The 25550-nt window shown below is 57.9% G+C and carries 23 protein-coding genes and 1 other RNA gene; 12 read left to right on the forward strand and 12 right to left on the reverse strand.

What is annotated here, in order from left to right:
- Positions 1-23: 23 nt before the first annotated feature.
- Complete coding sequence (locus tag HUO12_RS07730; protein ID WP_176273026.1) at positions 24-758, forward strand: 7-carboxy-7-deazaguanine synthase QueE; 735 nt, start codon at positions 24-26, stop codon at positions 756-758.
- A gap of 164 nt (positions 759-922) precedes the next feature.
- Here the strand turns inward: HUO12_RS07730 and HUO12_RS07735 are convergent, their stop codons facing one another.
- From HUO12_RS07735 to HUO12_RS07755, 5 genes are all read right to left on the reverse strand, one after another.
- Entirely contained in the window at positions 923-2671 is a 1749-nt protein-coding gene (locus tag HUO12_RS07735) for an ATP-binding protein (RefSeq protein WP_408609450.1), read from the reverse strand.
- 102 nt (positions 2672-2773) lie between these two features.
- Entirely contained in the window at positions 2774-3526 is a 753-nt protein-coding gene (locus tag HUO12_RS07740) for a TIGR02186 family protein (protein WP_408609451.1), read from the reverse strand.
- Positions 3523-4434, reverse strand: a complete 912-nt coding sequence (locus tag HUO12_RS07745) for a sulfite exporter TauE/SafE family protein (RefSeq protein ID WP_176274351.1) — start codon at positions 4432-4434, stop codon at positions 3523-3525. The genes HUO12_RS07740 and HUO12_RS07745 overlap by 4 nt, the downstream gene beginning before the upstream one ends.
- Before the next feature lie 90 nt (positions 4435-4524).
- Positions 4525-5652, reverse strand: a complete 1128-nt coding sequence (locus HUO12_RS07750; RefSeq protein WP_176273027.1) for a hypothetical protein — start codon at positions 5650-5652, stop codon at positions 4525-4527.
- Positions 5649-7133 (reverse strand): glycosyl transferase family protein, encoded by a 1485-nt coding sequence (locus HUO12_RS07755; protein WP_332310387.1) that lies wholly within the window; start codon positions 7131-7133, stop codon positions 5649-5651. The genes HUO12_RS07750 and HUO12_RS07755 overlap by 4 nt, the downstream gene beginning before the upstream one ends.
- 45 nt (positions 7134-7178) lie before the next feature.
- On the opposite strand from HUO12_RS07755, the gene nhaA reads away from it, so the two are divergent.
- Positions 7179-8402, forward strand: coding sequence for a Na+/H+ antiporter NhaA (gene nhaA / locus HUO12_RS07760; protein WP_176273028.1), 1224 nt, complete (start codon positions 7179-7181; stop codon positions 8400-8402).
- Between the two features lie 90 nt (positions 8403-8492).
- Here the strand turns inward: nhaA and HUO12_RS07765 are convergent, their stop codons facing one another.
- Positions 8493-8930 carry a VOC family protein gene (locus tag HUO12_RS07765; RefSeq protein ID WP_176273029.1) on the reverse strand — a complete coding sequence of 146 codons (438 nt, stop codon included), beginning with the start codon at positions 8928-8930 and terminating at the stop codon, positions 8493-8495.
- A gap of 106 nt (positions 8931-9036) precedes the next feature.
- On the opposite strand from HUO12_RS07765, the gene HUO12_RS07770 reads away from it, so the two are divergent.
- Positions 9037-9777 carry an SIMPL domain-containing protein gene (locus HUO12_RS07770; RefSeq protein ID WP_176273030.1) on the forward strand — a complete coding sequence of 247 codons (741 nt, stop codon included), beginning with the start codon at positions 9037-9039 and terminating at the stop codon, positions 9775-9777.
- Between the two features lie 117 nt (positions 9778-9894).
- Here HUO12_RS07770 and HUO12_RS07775 read toward each other — a convergent pair whose 3' ends face one another.
- Positions 9895-10749 (reverse strand): TorF family putative porin, encoded by an 855-nt coding sequence (locus tag HUO12_RS07775; protein WP_176273031.1) that lies wholly within the window; start codon positions 10747-10749, stop codon positions 9895-9897.
- 260 nt (positions 10750-11009) lie between these two features.
- Between HUO12_RS07775 and HUO12_RS07780 the strand changes: the two genes are divergently transcribed.
- From HUO12_RS07780 to HUO12_RS07790, 3 genes are all read left to right on the forward strand, one after another.
- Positions 11010-11819: a metallophosphoesterase family protein gene (locus HUO12_RS07780; protein ID WP_176273032.1), complete on the forward strand. Its 810-nt coding sequence runs from the start codon at positions 11010-11012 to the stop codon at positions 11817-11819.
- Positions 11816-13138: a UDP-glucose dehydrogenase family protein gene (locus tag HUO12_RS07785; RefSeq protein WP_176273033.1), complete on the forward strand. Its 1323-nt coding sequence runs from the start codon at positions 11816-11818 to the stop codon at positions 13136-13138. The genes HUO12_RS07780 and HUO12_RS07785 overlap by 4 nt, the downstream gene beginning before the upstream one ends.
- 109 nt (positions 13139-13247) lie before the next feature.
- Positions 13248-14744: an FMN-binding glutamate synthase family protein gene (locus HUO12_RS07790; protein WP_176273034.1), complete on the forward strand. Its 1497-nt coding sequence runs from the start codon at positions 13248-13250 to the stop codon at positions 14742-14744.
- A gap of 3 nt (positions 14745-14747) precedes the next feature.
- On the opposite strand, the gene HUO12_RS07795 is transcribed toward HUO12_RS07790, so the two are convergent.
- From HUO12_RS07795 to HUO12_RS07815, 5 genes are all read right to left on the reverse strand, one after another.
- Complete coding sequence (locus tag HUO12_RS07795) at positions 14748-18020, reverse strand: S41 family peptidase (RefSeq protein ID WP_176273035.1); 3273 nt, start codon at positions 18018-18020, stop codon at positions 14748-14750.
- Between the two features lie 117 nt (positions 18021-18137).
- An RNA gene (gene rnpB, locus HUO12_RS07800) (RNase P RNA component class A) lies at positions 18138-18568 on the reverse strand.
- 6 nt (positions 18569-18574) lie between these two features.
- Positions 18575-19279, reverse strand: a complete 705-nt coding sequence (locus tag HUO12_RS07805) for an N-acetylmuramoyl-L-alanine amidase (protein WP_176273036.1) — start codon at positions 19277-19279, stop codon at positions 18575-18577.
- Positions 19280-19284: 5 nt separating this feature from the next.
- Positions 19285-19944, reverse strand: coding sequence for a histidine phosphotransferase family protein (locus HUO12_RS07810; RefSeq protein ID WP_176273037.1), 660 nt, complete (start codon positions 19942-19944; stop codon positions 19285-19287).
- A gap of 132 nt (positions 19945-20076) precedes the next feature.
- The gene (locus HUO12_RS07815) at positions 20077-20466 is read right to left on the reverse strand and encodes a Mov34/MPN/PAD-1 family protein (protein WP_176273038.1); all 390 of its coding nucleotides are present in this window, start codon (positions 20464-20466) and stop codon (positions 20077-20079) included.
- An 82-nt stretch (positions 20467-20548) separates the two neighbouring features.
- On the opposite strand from HUO12_RS07815, the gene HUO12_RS14600 reads away from it, so the two are divergent.
- The 6 genes from HUO12_RS14600 to mtgA all read left to right on the forward strand — a co-directional run bounded on the left by HUO12_RS14600 (position 20549) and on the right by mtgA (position 25550).
- Positions 20549-20959 (forward strand): MarR family winged helix-turn-helix transcriptional regulator, encoded by a 411-nt coding sequence (locus HUO12_RS14600; RefSeq protein WP_269748060.1) that lies wholly within the window; start codon positions 20549-20551, stop codon positions 20957-20959.
- A gap of 339 nt (positions 20960-21298) precedes the next feature.
- The gene (locus HUO12_RS07825) at positions 21299-21706 is read left to right on the forward strand and encodes a hypothetical protein (RefSeq protein WP_176273040.1); all 408 of its coding nucleotides are present in this window, start codon (positions 21299-21301) and stop codon (positions 21704-21706) included.
- A gap of 52 nt (positions 21707-21758) precedes the next feature.
- Entirely contained in the window at positions 21759-22718 is a 960-nt protein-coding gene (locus HUO12_RS07830; protein ID WP_176274353.1) for an RluA family pseudouridine synthase, read from the forward strand.
- Positions 22719-22830: 112 nt separating this feature from the next.
- A complete protein-coding gene (gene rpoH / locus HUO12_RS07835; RefSeq protein ID WP_176273041.1) occupies positions 22831-23736 on the forward strand; it encodes an RNA polymerase sigma factor RpoH in 906 nt (301 codons plus the stop codon).
- A gap of 156 nt (positions 23737-23892) precedes the next feature.
- Positions 23893-24822 (forward strand): CFI-box-CTERM domain-containing protein, encoded by a 930-nt coding sequence (locus HUO12_RS07840; RefSeq protein ID WP_176273042.1) that lies wholly within the window; start codon positions 23893-23895, stop codon positions 24820-24822.
- 44 nt (positions 24823-24866) lie between these two features.
- Positions 24867-25550, forward strand: coding sequence for a monofunctional biosynthetic peptidoglycan transglycosylase (mtgA, locus tag HUO12_RS07845; RefSeq protein WP_176273043.1), 684 nt, complete (start codon positions 24867-24869; stop codon positions 25548-25550).

Below are 25550 nucleotides of genomic sequence, written 5' to 3' on the forward strand. Positions count from 1 at the left end.
TTGTCAACTTCGTTGGAAATAATATGACTCTCGTACTGGCAACCGATGACAGCGGCGGACCGGAGATTTTCGCGTCTTTGCAAGGCGAAGGGCCGAGTATGGGTACGCCCGTCGCGTTCATGCGCCTCTCGCGCTGCAATCTTGCCTGTACATGGTGCGACACGGCTTACACGTGGCGCTTTGAAGGCGACAATCGTCCGCATCGCGATGACGAGACCTTCGACCGCAAAGCCAATCAGGTGAAGCTTTCGCCTGAAGAAACGGCCGAACGCATTCTGGCACTGGGTCAAAGACGCTTGGTCATCACGGGCGGCGAGCCACTGCTCCAAGGCGGCGCTTTGGCCGATCTGCTGCCGCAGATTCCCGACGTGGAAATCGAGATCGAGACCAATGGCACGACCAAGGCGCCATCGCATGTCGATATCCGCGTCGATCAGTACAATGTCAGCCCCAAGCTTTCGCATTCTGGCAATGAGGCGGAACTCGCGCTGATCCCGGAGCGGCTGGACTTCTATGCAGCCGACCCGCGCGCCTATTTCAAATTTGTGATCGCCGAGCCGTCAGACGTGGACGAAGTTCTCGAACTACAACGCCGCTATCGATTCAAGCGGGGACACGTCTTCCTAATGCCGGAAGGCACCGACAGCGAGACCATAGGTTCGCGCGCACAATGGCTGAGCGAGCTTTGCCTCAAGCACGGTTTCCGCATGAGCGACCGGCTGCATATCCACCTGTATGGGGATAGCAGAGGAACCTAGCTTGTCGGTATTGGCTGGGTTCCCGCTTTCGCGGGAATGACGAAAGGAGGAAATTCTGGCTGCGCAGCAGCCCAAAGGGCGACCGCCCGCCCGCAGCGAGGGCAGCTTGCCTGCACGGAAGCGAGGATAGCCAAGTGAGCGGATGCGAACGCCGGCGCTTGAGGCTAACCTTGACTCCGCCAGCGGCGGACGACGCGTTCGACCACTTCTTCCTCGCCGCCGCCTTCGGCCCACAGCTCGACAAAGCTCGGGTCTTCCGAAGCCGGACGCTTGCTTTCTTCAAGATTGTCGAAAGCAACACGGATCGGAATGGCGACACCCTCGCCGCAGATGATAACCTCGCGGTTACGCAGTGCGGGAATGGAGTCGAGGAAGCCGCGCGCACCTTCGGGCATTGCGGCCCGGACGAAGGCTTGGTCGCGATCGTTGTTCAAACGCATGGAAAGGATGGTACCGCACTGCGACAGCACGCCTTCCGCCAAGTCGGACGGACGCTGCGTAATTAGGCCGAGCGAGATGCCGTATTTACGACCTTCCTTCGCGATCCGGCTGAGAATGCGGCCAACAGACGAGCCGTCAGCGTTCTTCTCGTTGGGCACGTAACGGTGAGCCTCTTCGCAGACCAGCAGCACCGGACGGGTGCGGTCATCGCGGCCCCAAATGGCAAAGTCGAACACCAGGCGGCTCAGCACGGCGACCACAGTCGAAGTCACGTCCGATGGAACGCCCGACACGTCGATGATGGAGATCGGCTTGCCATCGCTTGGCATACGGAAGACCTTCGAGATGAAGTCGACCATGGTGTCGCCGACCAGCATGCCGGAGAACATGAACTGATAGCGCGGGTCAGCCTTAAGCTCGTCGAGCTTGTTCTTGATCCGCATGTAAGGCGCAGAAGAAGTCGCTTTGTCGAGCTTGCCCATCTCGTCCTGGATCTTGTTCGAGAGATCGGACAGCAGGTACGGGATAGGCGAATCGACAGTGATCTTGCCCATGCTTTCAGCCAGACGGTTCTTGCTGCGCGCATGCAGAAGACACTTCGCGAGAATGTCAGCGTCGACCTGACGCTCGTTGCCGTCGCTAGTGAGCAGCACTTCGCAGTGCTCTTCGAAGTTCATGAGCCAATACGGCATTTGCAGGTTCGAGACGTCCAAGATCATGCCGGTCTGGCGGAACGCAGCGGAGTATTCCCCGTGCGGGTCGACCATGACGATGTGACCTTTGGGCGCGGCCTGACAAATCCGGTGGAGGATCAGTGCGGCGCTGGTCGATTTACCGGTACCGGTCGATCCGAGCAGCGCGAAGTGTTTGCCCAGCATCGCATCGATGTAGAGACCAGCGCGGATATCCTTAGTTGGAAAAACAGTGCCGATTTCGACATTGGCACGGCCATCGCTTGCGTAGACCTGCTTCAAATCCTCCGTGGTGGCGGGATAGATCATCGCACCCGGCACCGGATAGCGTGTCACACCGCGACGGAAACCGCGGAGACGTCCTGTGAGTTTCTCTTCAACGCCTTCGCCAAGGAAGTCGATATTTGCGAGGATACCACCATTCGCACGGCGGTCCTTGCGCTGGTTGCGAACACTGGCGAGCAGCCAGCTGTCGCCCACGCGAATCTTAACCTGACTACCGACCTGACCGGCGAGTTCAACCGACGGATCATCGTCATCCATGCACTCATTGAGGCGTTGCAGATCAAGGGCGATCTGCGAACCGGAGCCCGCGATCTCAAGTACGACCCCAATAGGCATACGCGCATTATCGACCGGGCCTTCCTCGCCAGCTGGTGCCGGTTGAGGCGCCTCGGGAGCCGGATTGCCGGCCTGCGCGGCATCCTGCGGTGCCTGCGCAGGTGCAGCTCCGCCTTCAGGCTGGAAATGAGATTGATCCTGATTACCCATATCGGTCATTTTGCCCCAAACCTTGAATTGGTTTTCGTGTGCGTGGGGCTTAGACCGAAGTGAGTTAAAATCGCGTCAACGCTGTTTGATGACCACTTTCACGAAGCATTATCAGATCATGGCGAACAAGCGACCAGCGATCCAACCCATTCCAACCGACAAGATCACCGCCACAAGTCCGTAAATAAGGGCGTAAGTCTGCGAAAACACTTCAATAAAGCGCTCAAACCCAACTTTGCGCACTTCGACTTCCGCAACCGCAGACGCGATCACGCGGCCATCGGTAATCGCAAAGGTTTCCGCGGTATACATCCCTGTCGTCACGTTGGACGGCAAATCGATCCGAGCCTGATAGAGGACCTGCTCTTTGATCGCGACGCCCGCCATATCCTGCTTGTAGAGCCCTTGCCGCTCGCGTTGCTCGACAAGGCCAGCGGCAAAACGCCGCTGCTTTTCCGGGTCGATCTGGCCTGAAGGGCTTAGCTGGATAAAGTCAGTCCCCAGCTCGTAGATTGCCGCTGTGCGATCATCGACAATTTCTGACACTGGCCGCGAAGCTGCGACAGCAAAGAAAGACGGAGCAGAACGGAAGTCAGAGCTTTCCGCATTAACCCAGATACCAGCAAAGCGCTCTTTTTCGCGCAAGCGGATCGGTTCCGCCGGCCCCTTCAGTACGACTACGATGTCGTATTCTGCGCCTGCTCTGCGCCCGGCCGGATCGAGAATTGCGCCAAACAAAAGCAACTCTGTGCCGGTAAAGCCCTGACGCACTTGCACTTCATTCTGTGACACTTCCGGCACTAGGATCGCGTCGCGCTGGCCGGACAACATCACCGCTGCGATTAAGAGGAACAGCCACCTCACAGCGGCGATACCGTGAAGATCTCATCTGGCTGGATGCCAAGACGGTAAAGCATGACAAACGCGATAATGAGAACGATGGATGCAAGCACCAAGCGCAGGATTTCCGGACGCGCTTTCAACGCGATCTGCGTACCGAATTGCGCTCCCATGACGGAGCCGAGCAGCAACAATCCAGCGAGTACGATATCAACGGCTTTGGTTGTGATCGCGTGCATCATCGTCGTGCCCATGGTCACAAACAGAATCTGGAACAATGATGTCCCTACGACGACATTGCCGCTCATGCCCAAGATGTAGAGCATCGCAGGCACAAGGATGAATCCACCGCCGACACCCATCAGCATGGTCAAGACGCCGACGATTACGCCCAAGATGAGCGGCGCAAGCGGCGACACATAGAGGCCAGAACTGTAAAAGCGCCAACGCATCGGCAGAGCCGCAACCAGCGGATGGTGACGACGCCGCGGGATCGCCTGCGCTTCCTTTCGGCCTGGCAGCAAGGCGTCGAGCGCCTCGCGCAGCATTAGTATGCCGATTGCGCCCAACATGATCACATAAAGAATGTTGATTACGACATCGATCTGGCCGATCGCCTGAAAGAACCGAAACAGCAAAGCGCCAATCATAGCGCCGATAATCCCGCCTCCAACCATAACGCCGCCCATGCGATAATCGACGCCGCCGCGCCGCGAATGAGCAAGAACGCCTGAGACGCTCGCCCCCGTCACCTGCGTTGCAGCTGATGCTGCAGCCACCGTTGGCGGGATGCCGTAAAAGATTAGCAATGGCGTTGTCAGGAACCCTCCGCCGACACCAAAAAGGCCGGATAAAATGCCAGTCAGGAAGCCAAGCGCAACGATCAGCAATCCGTTCACAGACAGATTGGCAATCGGCAGATAGACTGGCAGCAGGTCTTCCATCCGCTACGCCTACTCCAGCAGCCGTGCGGTTTAAAGACAGAGCGCGTCTATCACTCGAAAAAGCTGAGTGAATGTGACTTAGAAGTGCGTTGCAACCGTTAAAGCCAAACCCGAGCCCGGCTCCGCATCGCCAGCCACTTGCTCGCGGTAATCGAGCGAGACGCGCGCTGGCACTGGACCGATATTGAGATCAACCCGCACGCTCGGGCCGACATCAACCCGCGAAGCGCCTTTCTGTGTCCCGCCCCATGCCGCAGCGCCCACGCTCACTTTAGCCAAGTCAAAGTCATGCACTTCGCGCATCACATGCACTTGCCCATCAGCAAAGTGGGTTGGGAAATCACCACCGACATAGCCAGCCTGTCCGTAGAATTCCGCCTCAGCGCCGAATGGCAATTGTTGGGGCGGCAGCTCCGTCGTGACGAAGGCTGATGGCCTGATCTCTGTCTCATCAAAGCGCTCGGTTGCCCGAACTTCAGTATGCACTCGCACAGGGATATCGCCGAGCGGCCTTGCAGAGAGACCGAGCGATACCTCTGTCTCGGGATTGTCGATCAGCGCACGGTAGCCGCGGACAAAAACCCGGGGGTCATGGCTGCTGGAGGGCTTCAGCCGGTAGTTTAGGACCGCGCCTGCCTGACTCGCGCCATAGCTAGGTCGCCTCCCTTGCGCGATGCCGGACCCTTGGCGCCACAACACCCACGCGTCAACGGACCAACGTCTTTGTTTGCCCGGACTATCGGACGGGTTCGGCATTGGCTGCGGCGCGTTCGGGCCGATTCCGTTTACGACTTGCTGATCGAGATCAGCTGGCACCGGCAATTGCGACATCGCCGCAAGCCAGAGCATCTGATGGCTGCCGCTGCTGCCCGTTGTTGCTGTGAATTTTGGCAAGCGTGCGGTTTCGCGCTCCAGTTTCAGCGGAACGCGCACGACATAGCCCGGCTTCACCTCCGTTTGCGGAGCAGAGAACGCATCAAGCGAGTCTATCGCGTCCAGAGCGTCACTGAGGATGTCGCGGCTCGGCCCTACAATAGGATCGGTTAAGTCAGCTGCTGCCAGTTGCGGCAGCTCTGCTGAAAAGTTTTGGAGCTGCGCTGGAAACGGCGCTTCCCAAGTAAAGGCACGCATGGTGATCCATCCAAGTCCGACAACTGCAAGCATGGCAATCGGACGTCCGCGCGAGTGAGCGATCCTCGCGCTCATGCGGGATACTCAGCTTCTGCGTGGGGTCCGCGCGGGTGCTTACCCATCAACCGCCGTGTCAACGCCATGTTGGGCTGCGCTGCGTGATCGGTCTTGTCCCATTCGATCCGGCTACCCGCCAGAGTACCGAGATAGGCCATAACTGCTCTGCGCCCGGCCATGATCGCAATGATGTTCGCAACCGGGATGCGCAGAACCGCGCGCAAGCCTTCGATCTCGCCATATTCGCGCGTTGTGAATGCGAAGCGCAACGCGGTGCGCCAAGCAAAGAAACCGAAATTGATGAGCAGGAGAATTTCCAGCAATGGCGTCAACTGCATCGCTGGCATCAGGCCCAGCGTACTCGCGCCCCAACCAAGCGTCGCCAGTGCCAACAACGCATAGCCGACCAGCAGGACCAAAGCTGTCAGCGGCCCACGCCGATCGCGCATCCGCATCCAGAATTCCAGCGGACTGCGGCTCCAGCCCAGCCGATCCCAGCCCTGAAGCGCGATCCCGTGTATCCAGCGTGTCTTCTGGCGGACAACATGATCGAGCCGTCCGGGGAAATATGAGCGGGTCGCAATCAAGCTACCGTCTTCGGCGCGCGCGCGGACGAAAGTGCTTTTTCCGCCCTGCGCTGCAACAGCAATGCCGAGCTCGTAATCCTCTGTCAGCGAATCTGCCGCGAACGGTACGCCGCCTCTGCTGTCGGCAAGATTCAGCAATGCCAGGCGAGATACTGCACAGCCGACACCAGCCGCCGGTAAAGCTGCGCCAAGCTCGCTGCGCACGACCATCGCTTTCGCGTGGGCTTCCGCAAACTCCTCGCAATAATGGCTACCGATCCACCGGCTGTCGGCACGCGGCATCGGCAATACAGGCAGTTGCGCAAAGTCTGCTGACCGGATCGCTCGGTCAAGCAGCGCAAGACCCGCAGGATCGACCAGATCTTCGGCATCGTGAAACAGAACCATGCGCGCTCGCTTACCTGCACGGCGCTCATCGGCTTCCAGCGCTCTATACAATCGATTCAGGCAATCGGCTTTGGTAGTCGGTCCGTTGCGGTCATGGATGACCAGCCGCAATCGCGCATCACCGGACGCAACATTCATGACTGCAGCCATCGTAGCCGGGTCATTGGGGTAACAGCCAACATACAAAGTGATGTTTTTCTGGCGCCAGACATTGAGAGCGTGACTGATCGTGCCACCGATTACAGAATCTTCACGCCAGGCCGGAATGAAGATCGCAGCGGGTCCCGACAGCTCTTCATCGGCGAGCATCTCGCCATCCACGCGTGCTGTCTGCGCGCGCCCGGTCAGACGCTGCCAGAAGTAGACAGCGTCGACAGCAAGGTCGTCAAGCGCACCTACTAGAAAGAATATTCCAGCAAAGAGCAGCAGTTCGTGCTGAAGCACAGCAAACCATTGCCACCATTCCCAACCAGCCAGAGTCACGACCCTGTGCCCCCCATATTGCCCGAGGGAGGTGCGTATCACGGAATTGAGCCTTGCAACGGATTAAACTTTGTTGAAAAGGGCCGCATGGTTGACAACGCAACGCCGCTGCGCCGGGTCTTTGCCCCTGTTCGTGCCCTCTTTGTGGGGGACGCATCAGCGGGTATCCTGCTGATCCTCGTAGCGGCGGCAGCTATGCTTGCAGCGAATTCTTCGCTCGCTACGGAATATAATGAGCTGATCAATGGGAAGTTCGGCTGGTACCCGCATCCCAAGCTCAGCTCGATCCACTACATCGTGAACGATGGCCTGATGGCGATCTTCTTCTTTGTCGTCGGACTGGAAGTGAAACGCGAGCTGGTCGCAGGCCAGTTGTCCGATCCCAAGGCGCGCCGACTCCCAATGGTGGCAGCCGCTGCTGGCATGATCGCACCTGCCATCGTCTTCATGGCTGTGTCCGGCGGCGGTGAGTATTCGCGCGGCTGGGCGATCCCTGCTGCAACGGACATCGCCTTTGCCATGGGTGTGCTGGGCCTGCTCGGAAATCGCGTACCTGCATCGCTCCGCTTGTTCCTGCTGACGGTGGCCATCGTGGATGACATCGGTGCGGTACTTGTCATAGCCTTTTTCTATACCGCCAAGATCTACATGCCTTGGCTGTTTGCCTCGATCATCGTGTTCGCGCTGATGGTGCTGCTCAACCGCATGAAAGTGAGCAGCTTTACGCCGTACATCCTGCTAGCTCTGATCTTGTGGTTTTGCGTCCTCAACACAGGGGTCCACGCAACGATCGCAGGCGTTGTTGCGGCACTCACCATCCCGATGCATCGCAAGGACGGCAACTCCATGCTGGAGCGGCTGGAACACGGACTTGCGCCTTGGAGTGCCTATCTCGTTGTCCCTGTCTTTGGCTTTGCCAATGCGGGCGTTTCGCTTGCGGGCATGAGCCTCTCCAACCTGCTCGACCCTCTACCTGTCGCCATTGCAGCAGGCCTTGTGATCGGCAAGCAGCTCGGTATTTTCAGCATTATCTGGGTCTCGGAAAAAGTCGGCTTCGCACCGCGCCCCGACAAGGCAAGTTGGCTCGAGGTATGGGGCATCTCCATCCTGTGTGGTATCGGCTTCACTATGAGCTTGTTCATCGGACTGCTCGCCTTTGAAGGAAACCAGTTCCTGATCGACGAAGCGAAGATCGGTATCCTCACAGGCTCTGCCATTTCAGCTGTACTGGGCTACATCGTGCTGCGCTTGTCAACCGAGCATCCGGCTGAAGATTGCGACGACCAAGGCAAGCAAGCGGCGAACACCTGAGCGACACTTGGGGCCCCATAAAGAAAGGGCTGCCCTCGCAGTGTGGAGCGCAGCCCTTCTTGCTTCAGACCGGAGCGGGTTGTTCGGGAACTACCAGCTTCCTGTGTTTTCCATGCTCGCCCATGGTTCCTGCGGCTCAAGAGTGCCTTCCTGCAAGAGCTCGATCGAAATGCCGTCGGGGGTCTTTACAAAAGCCATATGGCCGTCCCGCGGCGGACGGTGGATCGTGTGGCCAGCATCCATGATGCGTTGGCATGTCTCGTAGATGTTCTCGACGCGATACGCCAAATGCCCGAAATTGCGCCCGCCGTCATATTCCTCCGGCGCGCTGCCATCTTCTGGCGGCCAGTTATAGGTGAGCTCTACTTCCGCTACATCCTTCTGCCCCGGAGCTGCCATGAAGATCAGAGTGAAACGTCCAGCCTCCACTTCAAAGCGGCGCGTTTCCTCAAGACCAATCAGTTTCAGGAATTCGACTGTGGCGTCCGGATCGCTGACGCGGACCATCGAATGCAGATATTTGACCATGGGATAACCACTCCATTCAAAAACAGTTCATCGATACCCATGCACAACTCACCGTATGTTGTGTGAGGGCAATCCGTTCTCATGAGCATATAGGGAGGCACTTGCGATGAACCAACCCGCGACCAGTGAGAACAGCCGAGCCACTTCGGAAAATGTGCGTTGGTTAGGCACCGCAGCGATCCTTTCCATTGGCATTGTCATGGGAGGCTACTTGCTTGGCGACGGCCTGCTCCGCGCAAAAGAAGCCGAGCGTTCAGTTACCGTGCGCGGGCTGGCTGAACGCGATGTCACAGCAGATCTCGCAACTTGGACAATCGCGTACGGTGCTTCCTCCAGCAGCCTTGCAGAGGCGCAAGCCAAGGTTCGTCGCGACACCCAGGCGATCGAGGGCTTCTTCACTGAACTCGGATTTCCGGCCGAAGCTCTCCAGCCAACAGGCGCAAACGTGTCCAGTCACACCGACCGTAACGGCATCTTGCGATACACTGTGCGCCAGAGATTGGCTCTTAGAACTTCGGATATCCCCCTTGCCCAGCGCGCGGTGGCCCAGCAATTCGATTTGGTCGAACGTGGTGTTCTGCTCGAAGAAGGTTCCGGCATGGCCTACACTTTCACAGGCCTCAACGCGATCAAGCCTGAGATGGTGGCTGAAGCTACTCGTGATGCTCGCGCCGCAGCAGAGAAGTTCGCGCAAGACTCCGGGGCAGGCGTTGGCGCGATCCGTAACGCGACGCAGGGCTATTTCTCGATCAATGCGCGCGATGGCGAAAGCAGCGGATGGGGTGTGAGCGACACGCCGTTCAAGAAGGTCCGCGTCGTTACAACAGTCCACTTTGCTTTGGATTGATGAGAGTCAACTGCCATCGGTAGCCACTCGCTTCGTTATCCAAAACGAAAAAGGCGCGAGACCAGTGGTCCCGCGCCTCGTTCCTCCTGCGCTTGCTCGCGCAGTGTATGCGACAGTTTAGATGCTGGCGCTGAGCGTCAGCACAATTGCGTCATCGGTAAAGTTGTAGTCGCCTGGCAGGAAGTCGCCTTCTGCACCGACATAGGCGACGCCTACGCTAACCGGACCGGCTACAGCGGCTTCTACACCGATTGACCAGTCAAACGCCTTGCTGTTGTCAGTGAAGGTGAGAAAACCGTCAGTGTAGCCCAGATGGCCTGTCAGTGTGAGCGGCGTGTTCGGAATTCCGATACCCAGATCGGTGTACAGATAGAGGTTGTCCGTGCTGCCGAGTGAATCCTGATCCGGCGCGTAAGCAATACCTACGGTTGCTTCAGCTGGGCCAAGATTGAAACCGAGCGAGCCATAGAATTCGATGTAGTCGAAGTCGCCTGGACCGGCATTCGGGTAAAGATAGGCGATTACGCCGATATCAAAGCTGACGCCTTCAGCGAGATCTCCGCCGAACCCGCCATATACGTCGAGCTCGGTATGACCGTAACCGACTGTGTCTTCGTCGAGCGAAGAGCCCCAGGTGCCAAGATAGAAGCCAGAGCTGTGCGCAAGATCGACGCCGCCTTGAACAGCGATATCGCCGCCTGAAAGGTCTACGCCGCGGAAACGATACTCTGAGACCAGCGCTACGTTGCCTGAGAATTCAAAGCCGCTGCCACCATCCTGGTAGCTGACCTTGTCTTCATCGACTTCAGCCATAGCGCGATCAAAGTCAGCTTGCGTGACTTCACCGCTGAGAACGGTCGTAACATCGCTGCCAGCTGCATCAGCTTCAGCTTCACTGGCGAGGGCGGGAGTGGAGAGGGCAAAAGCGCCCGCGAAGGTTGCGGCGGTAAGGCCGCGGATGGACGTGAGCATTACAACTTCCTTGTGTTGTCTATTGTTGCTTCGTCCCACCTGCGTATCTGGCGGCCGTTTGTTTTCTATCGAACGGTCTCAACCAAATGCGCAATAAACGTGCAGGACTTCGCTGCAGCGCACAAGAGTATTTCGTATGCGCGGAGAAAACTAATATCGGTGTGGGATTTAGGCATCAGTGCCTACCTCAGCGTGAAAACCGATACGCTTGCCGCGATCCAGCTGCTGGCATAGAGCAAGACAGCTAAGTGAATTCCGCTATGATCTCGAAGTTGTTCAACGATTTGCTGGGCCGAGAAACTGCGCCTCGCCGGTTGCCGCGCGTTCCAGCGGGCACGCGCTATTACGTTATTGGCGACATTCACGGCCGGATGGATCTGTTTGCAGCGCTTATCGGAGAGATCGAAGCCGATGACAACGCGAGCGATCCGGCAGATACGCACATCATCCTGCTAGGCGATCTGGTTGATCGCGGCCCGGACAGCGCGGCCGTGGTCCAAAGGGCGCGAGAATGGACTCAAACGCGCAAGGTTCGCATTCTAGTCGGCAATCACGAAGAGATGTTCCTCCGTTCGTTTGACGAGATTGATGTCCTGCACCAGTTCTTGAAGCACGGCGGACGAGAGACGGTCTTGAGCTATGGTCTCAGCCCGGAGCAGTTCAGCGAAATGACACTTGATGAGCATTTTGCCGCGTTACCACTGCTCGTCCCACAAGCCGATCGGGATTTCATTGCAAGCTTCGAAGAGATGATCATCGCAGGCGACTACGCATTCGTTCATGCGGGCGTTGATCCCGATTTGCCTTTCAATCAACAGCAACGCACCGACTTGCTATGGATCAGGGAAAAATTCCTCAGTCACAGGGGGCCTTTACCGAAAGTTGTGATCCATGGTCATACAATATTCAACGAAGTGGTTGACTGCGGCAATCGAATAGGCATCGACACAGGCGCTTTCCGCACAGGCGTGCTCACAGCGCTGGTGCTTGAAGCGGATTCGCGACGTCTGATCCAAGCGATTGAGGAAGATGGCGCGGTGCGCACAGAGAACAGGGAATACGACGAATGAAAATCGCAATGGTCGGATCGGGCTATGTTGGTCTGGTGTCTGGCGCTTGTTTCGCAGACTTCGGTCACGATGTTGTTTGCATCGATAAAGACGAAAGCAAGATCGCGCGTCTGGATGATGGCATCATGCCGATCTACGAGCCGGGCCTCGACGCTTTGGTAGAGACAAATGTGAAGGCAGGCCGTCTGTCCTTCAAAACGGATCTCGCGAGCGGGATCGAAGGTGCGCAAGCCATCTTTATTGCGGTCGGTACACCGTCGCGGCGCGGCGATGGCCATGCTGACCTCTCCTTCGTCTATGCCGTCGCACGCGAAGTCGGCGAAAGCTTGCAAAACGATGCGGTGGTCGTCACCAAATCCACTGTACCTGTCGGCACAGGCGATGAAGTCGAGCGCGTCCTGATGGACAGCGCAGCGGTCAAAGAACGCGGACTCAACGTCACCGTCGTCTCTAATCCTGAATTCCTCCGCGAAGGCGCAGCAATTGGCGATTTTAAGCGACCTGACCGCATCGTCATCGGTGCAGAAAATGAATTCGGTCGCGACGTTATGAGCGAGGTCTATCGCCCGCTGTTCCTGAATGAGTCGCCGATCCTGTTCGTCAATCGCCGTTCCAGCGAGCTGATCAAATACGCAGCCAATGCGTTCCTCGCGACGAAGATCACTTTCATCAATGAAATGGCAGATCTTTGCGAGAAGGTCGGCGCGAACGTGCAGGATGTTGCGCGCGGCATCGGCATGGACAACCGTATCGGCAAAAAGTTCCTTCATGCGGGACCAGGCTATGGCGGCTCGTGCTTCCCGAAAGACACGCTCGCTCTGCTCAAGACCGCTGAAGATTATGACAGCCCGGTGCGCATCGTCGAAGCCGTCGTAAAGGTGAATGACAGTCGCAAGCGCGCGATGGGTCGCAAAGTTCTGGATGCGATCGGCGGTGCTGACAAAGCGCGCGGCAAGAAGGTCGCGCTGCTTGGGCTTACTTTCAAACCGAACACAGATGACATGCGCGATTCGCCTGCGATCGCCATTGCGCAAACGCTCGCTGATGCAGGCGTCGAAATCGCCGCCTATGACCCGGAAGGCATGGAGATTGCCAAGCCGCTTATGCCTGAAGTCACGATGTGTGCTGATCCCTATGAAGCAATTGCCGATGCCGATGCAGTGGCTATCGTCACGGAATGGGATGCGTTCCGTGCGCTCGACCTTGGCCGCGTAATGGACCTGGCGAAGTCGCCTACTCTGGTTGACCTGCGCAATATCTACCAGCCGGACGATGTGCGCGGCAAAGGCTTCGACTACTCCAGTGTCGGCCGCGGCTAACCGACTCTAGAACCTCAAACCCGGTTTAAAGCTCGCTTTTCGCGAGCGAGTTTGTGTAACCTGTCCGTAAGCGAGCGCGAATGCCTCACTAAGCGGATGGGAGACACGCATGATGTTTGAACTGGTGGACTGGCTGTCGCGGCTATTCGTGCTCGTCATCGGCATCATCGCTGCAGGGCTTGTAATCCTCTTCATTATCGACCGCACGCAGACGCAGGATGCAGTGCGACGCAATTATCCGGTAATCGGGCGGCTGCGATATCTCTTCACAGAGCTGGGCGAGTTCTTCCGCCAGTATTTCTTCGCCATGGATCGCGAGGAGATGCCGTTCAACAGAGCGCAAAGGGACTGGGTCTATCGCGCGTCCAAAGGCCAGTCGAACACTGTTGCGTTTGGCTCGACCCGCAATCTTGACCCGGTCGGCACGCCAATTTTCGTCAATTGCCCGTGGCCGACTCTGGACGATGAAGCGGCGGCTGCCCTGCCCTTGACCATAGGGCATCATGCGCGGGAGCCTTTCCACGCGCCTTCCATCTTCAACATCTCCGCGATGAGCTATGGCTCGCTGTCCAAGCCTGCGATCCGCGCTCTGTCCCATGGCGCGGCAAAAGCGGGATGCTGGCTCAACACCGGCGAAGGTGGGCTGAGCCCCATGCATCTGGAAGGCGGCTGCGATGTCATCTTCCAGATTGGCACAGCGAAATACGGCGTGCGCGACAAGGCAGGCAGTCTGTCCGATGACAAGCTGCGCGAGGTCGCTGCGCACGAGCAGGTACGCATGTTCGAGCTCAAGCTTTCGCAAGGCGCAAAGCCCGGCAAAGGCGGTATCTTGCCTGCTGAAAAAGTGAACGAGGAAATCGCCGAGATCCGCGGGATTGAACCCCATCAGGCCTCGATCTCGCCCAACCGCCATCCCGACATCAACAGCATTGACGACCTGCTCGATATGGTCGCGCATATCCGTGAAGTTACCGGCAAGCCCGTCGGCTTCAAATCGGTTATCGGTGCCTATGGGTGGCTCGACGAGCTGTTTGCTGCGATCAACAACCGAGGACCGGAAAGCGCACCTGACTTCATCACTGTCGATGGCGGCGATGGTGGCACGGGTGCTGCGCCCATGCCGTTGATCGACAATGTCGGCCTGACACTACGCGAAGCCCTGCCGATGCTGGTCGATCTGCGCGACAAGCATGGCCTTAAAGACCGCATCCGCATCATTGCATCGGGCAAGCTTGTGACGCCCGGTGAAGTCGCCTGGGCGATCTGTGCCGGGGCGGACTTCATCAATTCCGCGCGCGGCTTCATGTTTGCGCTCGGCTGCATTCAAGCGATGCGCTGCAACAAAAACACTTGTCCTACCGGCATCACCACACATGATCCACGGCTGCAGAAAGGGCTCGACCCGAGGGACAAGGCGGTGCGCGTCGCCAACTTCGTCAAGGACATGCGCAAGGAAGTCGGCATTATCGCGCATAGTTGCGGGGTTGATAATCCGCGCCAGCTCAAGCGTTATCATGTCCGGCTTGTCTGTGCGGACGGCCGAAGCCGCCCGCTTGATGAACTTTACCCGTCGGTTGCAACGCCTGAAATGGCGCCGACGGCCTGAAGTCTACTGGCCGATCTCCGTTGGATAAGGCGGTGCTGGTTTGACCGGGCTTTCATAGTTTTCGAGCTGCTGCAGAACGCTCGCAATCGCTGTTTCCAGCTGAGTGTCCTGCCCCCGATCCAAAGCTATCGGATCAAGCTCGACGCGAATGTCCGGCGCAACACCTTCATTCTCGATCGTGTAGCGACCATCCGTATCATAGAAGCGGAAGAACGGCACGGCGAGGAACCCGCCGTCCATCAGGCCCGGATTGGCGCTAATGCCGATCAGCCCGCCCCAGGTTCGCGTCCCGATCAGCGTGCCGAGCCCGCTTTCGCGGAAAGCATAGGGCATCCAGTCACCGCCAGAACCGGCATCCTGGTCGATCAGCATCACCTTCGGGCCGTAGATCGCACCGCCCGGTGTCGACCATGCCATCCTGCCTTCGCGGTCTTTCCAACCCGCGAGCCATTGGCGGCTCAATATATCGATGATGTAGTTGGCAGCTTGTCCTCCGCCATTGGAGCGCTCATCGAGGATCAGAGCATCCTTGTCTGTCTGCGCAAAATACATGCGATTGAACAGCGTATATCCTGCATCCGCTGTGTTCGGCATGTAGACATAGGCGACCCGTCCGCCCGTCGCTTGGTCCACCCGCTTGCGATTGTCTTCGATCCAGGACCACAAACGCAGCTCGCGTTCGTTGCCCACTGGCTCGACTGTCGAAGTGCGGCGCGCGCCGGTTGGCGTGCTTGCGACTGTCAGCGCGATTTGCGAGCCAGCCGAGCCAGATAGCGCAGCGTAGATATTGTCGCTCGCCGTCAGTGGCTGGCCGTTGATGGCGATGATATAATCGCCTTCCTTCACGTCGACGCCGGGAGCAGAAAGCGGCGCTGCAAGGAACGGGTTCCATTGCTCGCCCGTATAAATCCGCTTGATCCGATAGCGGCCATTCTCAATCGCCAAGTCAGCGCCGAGCAATCCCGGTGACGCTGACGAATTGTCATAGACATCGCCGCCGCCAATATAGTTGTGACCCACGCCCATTTCGCCTGCCATTTCGACAAGCAACTCGTTCAAATCTTCACGCCGTCCAAGATGCGGCAGGAACGGTTCGAACTTGGCGCGCACGGCTTCCCAATCGAGACCGTGCATGTTGGGGTCATAGAAGTAAGCCTTCTCCATCCGCCAGACATCGCCGAAGATCTGCTTCCACTCAGCTAGCGGATCAACAAGCATGCGCACACCGCCCATGCCAAGCGGCTTGGGCTCAAGCTTTTCGCCAGCGTCAGCCGTCATCAGCGTGTTGTTGCTCTTCAACAGCAGCAGCTTGTCGCCGCCAGCATTGGTTGAGACGGCGGTAAAGCCCTTACCCACCTGGCTCGCTTCGCGCTCTTCAAAATCGAAGCGCATCAGCTGTGCGTTTTCCTGACCACTGCCTGGGCCTGTTGCGACGCCCGCTTGCTCAAGCGAGACATAAAACAGCGAACCGTCCTTGGCTGTCGCGAGGCTGGTATAGGCCGCTTCAGGCACGGGCAGAGAGATTGTCCGCCGGATCAGATTGGCGGGGGCAACTTTTACGCCGCTCGCCTTGTCTTCACCGTCCTTCTCGTCCTTTTCTTCGTCGCCTTTGTCCTCACCCTCTTCATTCGCGAGGATGGGAGCGAGCGGGCTTTCGCCATCAGCTTCAAGCACAACCGCATAGAGACCAGCGCGATAGGGGCGGTCCTGGGTCGTCATGTCGAGACCGCCATAGACCGAGCCTGCGTTGGTGGAGGCCGCAAAGAACAGCAGTTTGCCATCCTTCGAAAAGACGGGCGAACTCACATCCGCCATCCCTTCGGTCACGCCATAGCTGCGACGCGTGTCGAGATTGTAGAGCTGCAGCTGTGCATTCACATTTGCGCCGCGCGTGGTGTAAGCGATCCAGGGTCCCTTAGGTGACATGCTCGCATCGAAGTCATCATTTCGACGCGGACTGGTGGCGATCTGCCATGTCGCACCTGTCGCAACGTCCATGCCCATCAGCTTCACTGTGTTGCTGGCATAGACGATATGCTTGCCATCATTCCCCCAGCCGATCAGCGAATAGAAATCGCTGCCAAGCGCGATGGCGCGCACTGGCTTGATCCCGCTCTGGTCTTCGATCCGCAACACCTGGCGGGTGCCGTCATCGGTAATGTAAGCGAGCTGCTTGCCGTCTTCAGACCAGATTGCGCCATATTCGCGCACTGCCGCGCTCTGCGAGATATTGCGGGTTGCGCCTTTGTCCGTAGGCACAGTGAAGACTTCACCGCGCGCGGTCACCGCTACACGCTTGCCTGAGGGCGACAGCTCGGCCGACGTCATCTGCTCGCTGACATTTTTCCAGCCGGGCTGGCGTGCAGGAAGGTCAGCATTCAGTGTGATTGGCAAACGTGTCGTAGTGCTGCTGGCAACGTCATAGGCGTGAAACACGCCACCCGCTTCATAAACGATACGCCCGTTCTTGGCGGACATTGCGCGAATGTCCCAATCGCTTGATTGCGTGAGTTGCGCGACTTCGCCGCTCGTCGGATCATAGCTGAAGATGTTGGCGCGCGTGTTCCAGCGATCGGACAGAAAGTAGAGCTTTCCGCCCATCCACTCCGGATCAAACTCGGTCGTGCGATCGCCGGGTATCGTGGTGACCGTATCGCCTTCAAAGTCGATCAGCTGAAGCGATGGCGCAAGACCACCGCTATAGCCGCGCCAGCCATTCACACCGCCGGTAAGATTCGCGTTACCAGAGCGCCAAGGAACGTTGGTGAAGATGCGCCCGCTCTCGTCATAAGAACCGCCAGAAACCACTGCTTCAGACACTTTAGTCGGCAGCCCGCCATCAAGCGCCACGTGAAACAGCTGACCGGAACGACCGGCCCGCACTTCGCGCGCAGAAACCATGGCGACAGCATTGCCGCCCGGCGCCCAGTCAACTGCCGTGTCATTGCCCGGATGCCAGGTCAGACGCTGCGGCTGCCCGCCACGCACATCGATCACGAAAACATCGTCATTCCCGTCATAGTCAGCAGTGAAGGCAATCCTGTTGCCATCAGGTGAGAAGATCGGGTCACGCTCGTCACCGGGATGTGAAGTCAAGCGCCGGGGGTTGCTGCCATCCGGGTTCGCCAGCCAGAGATCGCCCGCATAAACGAATGCCATTGCATTGTCGGACAATGCCGGATCGCGCAGGAGCTTGGTTTCTTCCGATTGCGCGATTGCGGGGGTGGCGAGGATGCTCGACGTGAGTAAAGCGGCGGCAAGCATACGCTTGTGCATTGGCAGTCTCCCTTATGACTGATGCATTACTTGCCCGTTCGCGCAACAAATGGCCAGTGCATCGCAATGCGTTCATCGATGCGAGTCCTGCACCGAGCGAGTGATCCATTAAGCGAGAATACCAGGGGGCCTGTAAGCCGGGTTCTGTCCTGTGAGCGGTTTCCGTTGCCGGACCAGCCCCATAGAGGCAGCCATTCGTCTAGGCGGTGCATTGCTGCACGCGCTCAAGCAGCCAACCCGGATCTCTCGCGGCGACATGCCACTACCCGTTTGCACGGGCACGAGACCCCTATTTGGCCTTGCTCCGAGTGGGGTTTGCCATGCGGGCGCTGTTGCCAGAACCCCGGTGCGCTCTTGCCGCACCCTTTCACCCTTGCCTGTGCCCTTTAGGGGCCATCGGCGGTATACTCTCTGTGGCACTTTCCCTCGGCTTCGCGAGGCCCGAAAGCCACACTCGCCGGGCGGGCGTTACCCGCCACCCTTATGTCGTGGAGCCCGGACTTTCCTCGGCAGAAATTGATTTCTGACGCGGCTGCCCGGCCCCCTGGCATGGCTCATCTAGCGATTCCGCGGTCGCGATCCAAGAGCAATTGAAACAGGATCGCTCCGACATGCTGATCGATGATCCCGTCAATCAGTTCAGGCCGCCAGCGCCGCTGGAAAGCTTCGACCGCTTTGTGACCGTCGGTGATATCATAACCAAACCGCTCAAGCGCGAGATAGAAAGCACCATCATTGTCGAACGGATCGCCGAGGTCGAGCTTGTCCGGCTTTGCGAGACAGAGTCCGTATTCCGCCAGTCGATCCCATGGGAACAGCTCGCCGGGATCAATCTTACGGGCTGGCGCAACATCAGAATGCCCGACCACATTAGCACGAGGAATGTCATATTCCTTCACAATCCGCGCGACGAGCGGAACGAGCGCTTCGAATTGCGCGTCGGAAAACTCGCGATAGCCAAGCTCGTGCCCGGGGTGATCAAGCTCGATGCCGATACTTGCGGAGTTCACATCCTTATGCCCGCGCCAATAGGACGCACCGGCATGCCAGGCGCGCTTTTCCTCTGGCACCAGCCGGATGACCTTGCCTTCCTCGGTAATCAGATAATGCGCAGAGACACCCGCCTCCGGATCGCACAACCGCTCCAGCGCGGTCTCGACCGGTTTCATCTCTGTATAGTGGATGACCACCATGTTGATCGGCAGCGAGCGATCGTTGAAATTGGGCGAGAGCCGCTCTTCATGGACCAGCTCATCCATGCCGCTTAGCCGATCATTCCTGCAGGCTGCGGCAAGACTGCACCAAGCACCAGCGTGCCTTCGTCCGCTTTGTACTGGAGCCCCCCGCCAGCATCCTCTGCCACAAGCGCAATCATATGCGCAGCGGCCGTTCGCGAAGAGAGCTCGCCCGCCGCTAGTTCGCCTTGCAAGGCTTTGCCGATTGTTTCGTCAAACGCGATCCGGTCACCGCTTGCCCTTACGACGATTTCTACTTTGCTGTCGCGCATCTCTGCACCGATATCGAGCCGCCCGCCGCGGATCAGCGCATCGAGCGCGATATGCGCCAGGTTCAGCATGACCTTGACCGCAGGCTTAGGCAGACTGGAGCCTTCGATCGCCCATTTGAGATCAATCGGCTTGCCATCGCTTGCAAGCGCTTCGATCACCACTTGCGCTTCTTCGACAGGGACCGCTTCACCAAAGCCGCCAGCGGCCCCGAATGCCAAACGGAAGAATTTGAGTTTGTCCGCGCTTGTCTTCGCGCTTTGCTCAAGCAGCTCCACGCACCGATCACGCATCGCCGGATCGGTCTCATCTGCGAGCAATTCCAGCCCGTTCGAAAGCGCGCCCACTGGTGACAGCAAGTCGTGGCAGAGCCGCGAGCAGAGCAGGCTGGCGAGTTCGATTTGCGATTTTGTCGTCATGAAAGCGCTGATCCCGACCCATGTTGGATACACATGTTACACAGTCCTAGAACAAATTTCTTACCCTGCCCACCATTGACATGTTTGAGCGGGCAAATCGGAGGATAAGTGACTGGCATAGCTCGCTATTACTCAGTCCGCCACTGCGTAGGAAACCTCACGGAATCCGTCCGCCTGATCCTGCCAGAAGCGCACTGTGTCGCCTGCCATGATCGCCCAAATCCGCCCGTCGCCTGACGCCATGGCGGCATCGGTCTGCGACGGCTCGGGCTCTCCTACAGTATGCGAATGGTAATAGCCGGCGACTTGCGGCCCGCCTTCACGCGCCGCACGGTGGGCGTCGATCAACACTTGAGGATCAATCTCGAAATGGGATTGAGGGGTAGGATGGACGTTCTTGGCAGGTGTCGCTTGGTCGATGCGATTGCCCTCACCCAGCAATATGCCACAGCACTCTCGCGGGTGCGCCGCGCGCGCTTCGGCGAGCATCTTATCAAGCGTCACTTTAGCTAGGGCGATCATCACAACCTCACCTTAGCAGCGCATCCCGGCCTTTCCAGTACTTGACTTACGCTATACGTGTATATACACTTATAGTATGTTGATGCTCGATGACCCGCTCAATTGTGTTTGCGCAAATTTTCGGCGTGCAGCCAGGCATGTCACTCGTCAATATGACGCTGCACTGGAACCGAGCGGCCTGAACACAGGTCAATTCACCACCCTTGTGGCGCTGCAAAGGACAGGTGGCATGATCGTATCTGAGCTCGCTGATCTTCTTGGCCTCGAACGTACTGCCATGACCCGAAATTTGCGGGTCCTTGAGAAGGATGGATTGGTTTTGCGAGAGCTCGGCGAAGACCGTCGAGAGCGCAGGATCACTCTTACCCGGCAGGGTCAAAACCGCCTTGAACAAGCGCAGCCGCTTTGGGCCAAAGCACAATCAAGATTAATCGCGGCGATCGGCAGCGACGATGCCATTCAACTGCTCAATCGACTGCGAGTATTCGCTTAACTCATGACCTGCTGACCCAACTCATACCCTCCACTTTTCGCACTTAATTGCGTGTATATACACTTAAGGATCATATTGATGACAATGCCCTCCGCCTCTCCTTCCCACCTTTCCGCAAAACATACTCAGGCCCCCTCACCACCACTCTACCTTTCGCGCTCTCCAAGTGCGGGAATTGCACTTCTTATTTGGCTGGTTGTGATAGCATACTTTGGACACCTCGGAGTTTTTGACACGCCACCGGGCGGTTTTCCCGCCCCTCTCATCTTTGCTGCAAGCGGCCCTCCACTTCTGGTCCTGCTCGCACTGGCCCTTTCGCCTACCTTCAAAGCCAAGGTCATGAAGTTGAATCTTGCTGAGCTCACCGCTTTACAATCATGGCGCATCGTCGGCGCGGCATTCTTGTTCGCTTGGTCTACGAATGATTTGCCTGCTGTCTTCGCTTGGCCGGCAGGTGTCGGTGATATTGTGGTCGGGCTTATGGCTCCTGCCGCTGCGATCACTGTTGCGCTCAAGCTGTCTGGTTGGAGGCAAGCGGCGTGGGGTGTCGTCATCGCCGGAATGAGCGACTTCATTCTCGTTGTGTCCATCGGACTGTTTGCGAGAGACGGTCTGCCCCTGCACTTGACCGGACACATCAGCACCCATGCCATGGGTATCCTTCCCTATGGTCTCTTCCCGACGTTCCTCGTTCCGGCGTTCATCATTCTCCATATTCTCGCGATTGTTCGGCTTCGTGCCTCGTGATGCAAGTGATTGCAGGCTTGCCGTCGTCTCATTTGCAAGTCATCTGGATGCGATGGAGAACGGCCAGCCACAGACGATCACCGGCATTCTTGCGGGCGCAGAGCGTTTGGACAAAGCGCTTGCCGAAGCAACCGAACTTTCGCGAGCGCGCATTCAAGCGCTGATCGCGGAAGGCCATGTGAAGGTCGATGGCGTGGTTGAAACCAGCACCAAGGCAAAGCCTGCGGGCGGCGCGACTTTTGCCATCACCATCCCGCCCGCTGTCGAAGCCGAAGCCCAGCCGCAGGACATCCCGCTCAATGTCGCATACGAAGACGAGCATCTGATTGTCATCGACAAGCCGGCGGGCCTCGTCGTGCACCCAGCGGCTGGCAATCCCGACGGGACGCTTGTCAACGCATTGCTCCACCACTGCAAGGGTCAGCTTTCCGGGATCGGCGGGGTCGCACGGCCCGGCATTGTCCACCGGATCGACAAGGACACTTCTGGTCTATTGGTGGTCGCGAAAAGCGATGCCGCGCATGAAGGTCTCGCCAAGCAATTCAAGGATCACTCGATTAACCGTCGCTATCTTGCTCTGTGCGGGGGCTTTCCTACACCGCCGGAAGGCACCATTGCGACGCGGATCGGACGCTCAGACAGGAACCGAAAGAAAATGGCGGTGCTCGACAAGAATTCCTCGCGTGGCAAGCATGCCGTTACCCATTACAAGACCGTAGAACGCCTGGAAAACTGCGCTTTGATCGAATGTCGATTGGAAACCGGACGCACGCATCAGGTCCGTGTTCACTGCGCGTCCATCGGTCACGCGCTATTAGGAGATCCGCTTTATGGCAGCACCCCTGCGCCCTTACGCAAACTGTTGAAGGAAAAGAACTTCTCACGGCAAGCGCTTCATGCGGCGATTCTGGGTTTCGAGCACCCGATCACGCATGAATATGTGGAATTTTCGTCCGAATTACCGGCGGATATGCGGGAACTGATCGACGAAACCATGCGTTTTAATCGATGAAAGTCACTGCACATTCAGCAGTTTCTGTTTATATGTAACTTTGTGGCCTCAACCAACGGATGCCCATCAGGGGTCCATTACTGAAGGTCGACGCAAGAAAGGTTAGGGATAAGTGAGTAAAAGCAAGAGTTTGACAGTCCCGGCCCTTGGCGGAGAGCAGAGCCTCAACCGCTATTTGGCTGAGATCAAGAAGTATCCGGTGCTGACGGCTGAGCAGGAATACATGCTCGCGAAGCGCTATCAGGAACATGAAGACCCCGAAGCGGCGACGCAGCTGGTGACCAGCCACCTGCGCTTGGTGGCGAAAATCGCCATGGGCTATCGCGGCTATGGTCTGCCTGTTTCCGACCTCATTTCCGAAGGCAACGTGGGCCTGATGCAGGGCGTGAAGAAGTTTGAGCCCGATCGCGGCTTCCGCCTCGCGACTTACGCGATGTGGTGGATCAAGGCTTCGATGCAGGAATTTATCCTACGCAGCTGGTCACTCGTGAAAATGGGTACGACCGCGGCTCAAAAGAAGCTGTTCTTCAACCTTCGCCGAATGAAGAAGCAGCTTGAGGCCTACGAAGACACCGACCTCTCGCCGGAAGATGTGACGAAGATCGCGACGGAACTTGGCGTTCCCGAGCAGGAAGTCGTCAACATGAACCGCCGGATGATGATGGGCGGTGATGGCTCGCTGAACGTGCCGATGCGCAATGGCGAAGACGGTTCTGGCGAATGGCAGGACTGGCTGACCGATGATCGTCCTCTGCAGGACGAAACGGTGGCTGATGCGGAAGAGGCTGAAGTGCGCCATGAAATGCTTCAGGAAGCGATGGAAAGTCTGAATGACCGCGAGAAGCACATTCTGACCGAGCGCCGTCTGACGGAAAAGCCGCAGACGCTTGAAGAGCTGTCACAGGTCTACGATGTGTCACGCGAGCGTATCCGCCAGATCGAAGTGCGCGCGTTTGAGAAGCTCCAGAAGGCGATGCAGCGCATTGCCGGTGAGAGGCTGTTGCCTGGCGCCGCGTAAAGGCCGCGCGATCAGATAACTGAAGGCCGGGTGGAGACGCCCGGCCTTTTTCACTGTGTCGGTGCTCTGAGCCTTCACCTTGCACAGTACGGGCTTCCAACGGTTCACTCCTCACGTTAGGCTTGGCCTCAGAGCGTAACAGTTAGGAGGCCTAGCATGGCACGAGCATTCTCAAACACACGCAGGCGTTTGTTGGCCGGATTGCTCGTGACGGGCTTCGCAGGTCCAAGCGCGCTAGCGCAGAGTGGCGGGCAAGCAGCTGGCTGTAACTTCTCTGTTGAGGTCAGTGCCAAAGTCCCCGAACTTACCGGCAGCATCTCTCCAGCTGGCGAGAGCATGACAGCAATCCTCTTGCCGGACCGCGCCGAAGGTACGAAAGGCGCGTCGACCTATGTTGCTCTGGAGTTTCAGGGCTTCAACCGCGATGCCCCGCGTATGTGGCTACACCATTCTGACAGAACTGCCGGAAGCCCATTGCTTGGCGGCAAGATGCGATGGACGAGCGGTGGACGCACGCATTCTCCGCTCCGCTCCATAACGCTTTCTCCGATGTCACCGCCGAGCTTCCTGATTCTGAAGCCGAACGATTATCTCGTCAACGCGATTTCAGTCGAGATATGGTATAAAGGATCGGATCCCGAAGGGCCTTGGGATGAGCGGTATCATTTCCGTGCTGCAAGCTTCTTGCAAATTCGTAGCGTCGGCGAAGCACAGATGGTTGCCTTGCGTCGCAAGCGTGATCAAGCGCAATGTGATGCAACCCTTGCACCTCCGCCCACGGGCTGCTTCCTCACCACCGCTGCCGTCGAGATGCTGGGGCTTCCCGACGACTGCTGGGAGCTGGAGCAATTGCGAAACTTCCGAGATGGTTGGCTGCTCAAACAGCCCGGTGGCTCAGAACAAGTCTCTGAATATTACAGCCGAGCCCCAAACATCGCCAACAAGCTTCGTTCCGATCCACAAAGACTGGCCAAGCTCTATTTGAGCCATATCCTACCCGCTGCCATCGCAGTGCGATTTGGCCTCAACACATGCGCGCGGGCACTTTATACCCGCATGATGCTCCAAGTTTCCGACCTCGGGTAGGCTTTCTGCTCGCTGACACGGCGTCACCATCCTACAGGCAAAACATGATCCGCACGCTCTTTCGCTGGACCGCCAAAGCCATCCTGCTGTTCGTTGCGATCAGCTTGTTCCTCGTTCTGCTCTTCAAATGGGTTCCGGTACCCATCACCGCGACCATGGTGCTCGACGGCGAAATCTACGAGCATGGCCTCACCAAGGATTGGGAGCCGCTTTCCAACATCGACCGCGATATGGCGCGCGCGGTGATTGCAGCCGAGGACTCCAAGTTCTGTTCGCATAACGGCTTTGATGCAGAAGCCATCGCGAAGGCGGTCGCGAATAATGCTCAAGGCAAGCGCTTGCGCGGCGGCTCCACCATTACTCAGCAGACCGCCAAAAACGTCTTTCTGTGGCAAGGCGGCGGATATTTCCGCAAAGGGCTGGAGGCCTATTACGCGTTCCTGATCGAGAAAATCTGGGGCAAGCGGCGGATCATGGAAGTCTATCTGAACGTCGCGGAGACAGGCATTGCGACATATGGCGCAGAAGCCGGAGCGCAGCGTTACTTCGGACACTCAGCCGCGCGCCTTTCCTCAGCAGAAGCGGCGCGCATGGCCGCCGCCCTGCCCTTGCCCAAGAAACGCGAAGTGAAGAACCCTTCCGGCTGGCTTGCAGGCCACGGGCGGACAATCGAGCGCCGGATAAGTGTCGTCGCACGTGACGGGCTTGATGCTTGCGTCTATGAATGA

This window comes from Altererythrobacter lutimaris (assembly GCF_013371495.1).
GTDB classification, from domain to species: Bacteria; Pseudomonadota; Alphaproteobacteria; order Sphingomonadales; family Sphingomonadaceae; genus Erythrobacter; species Erythrobacter lutimaris_A.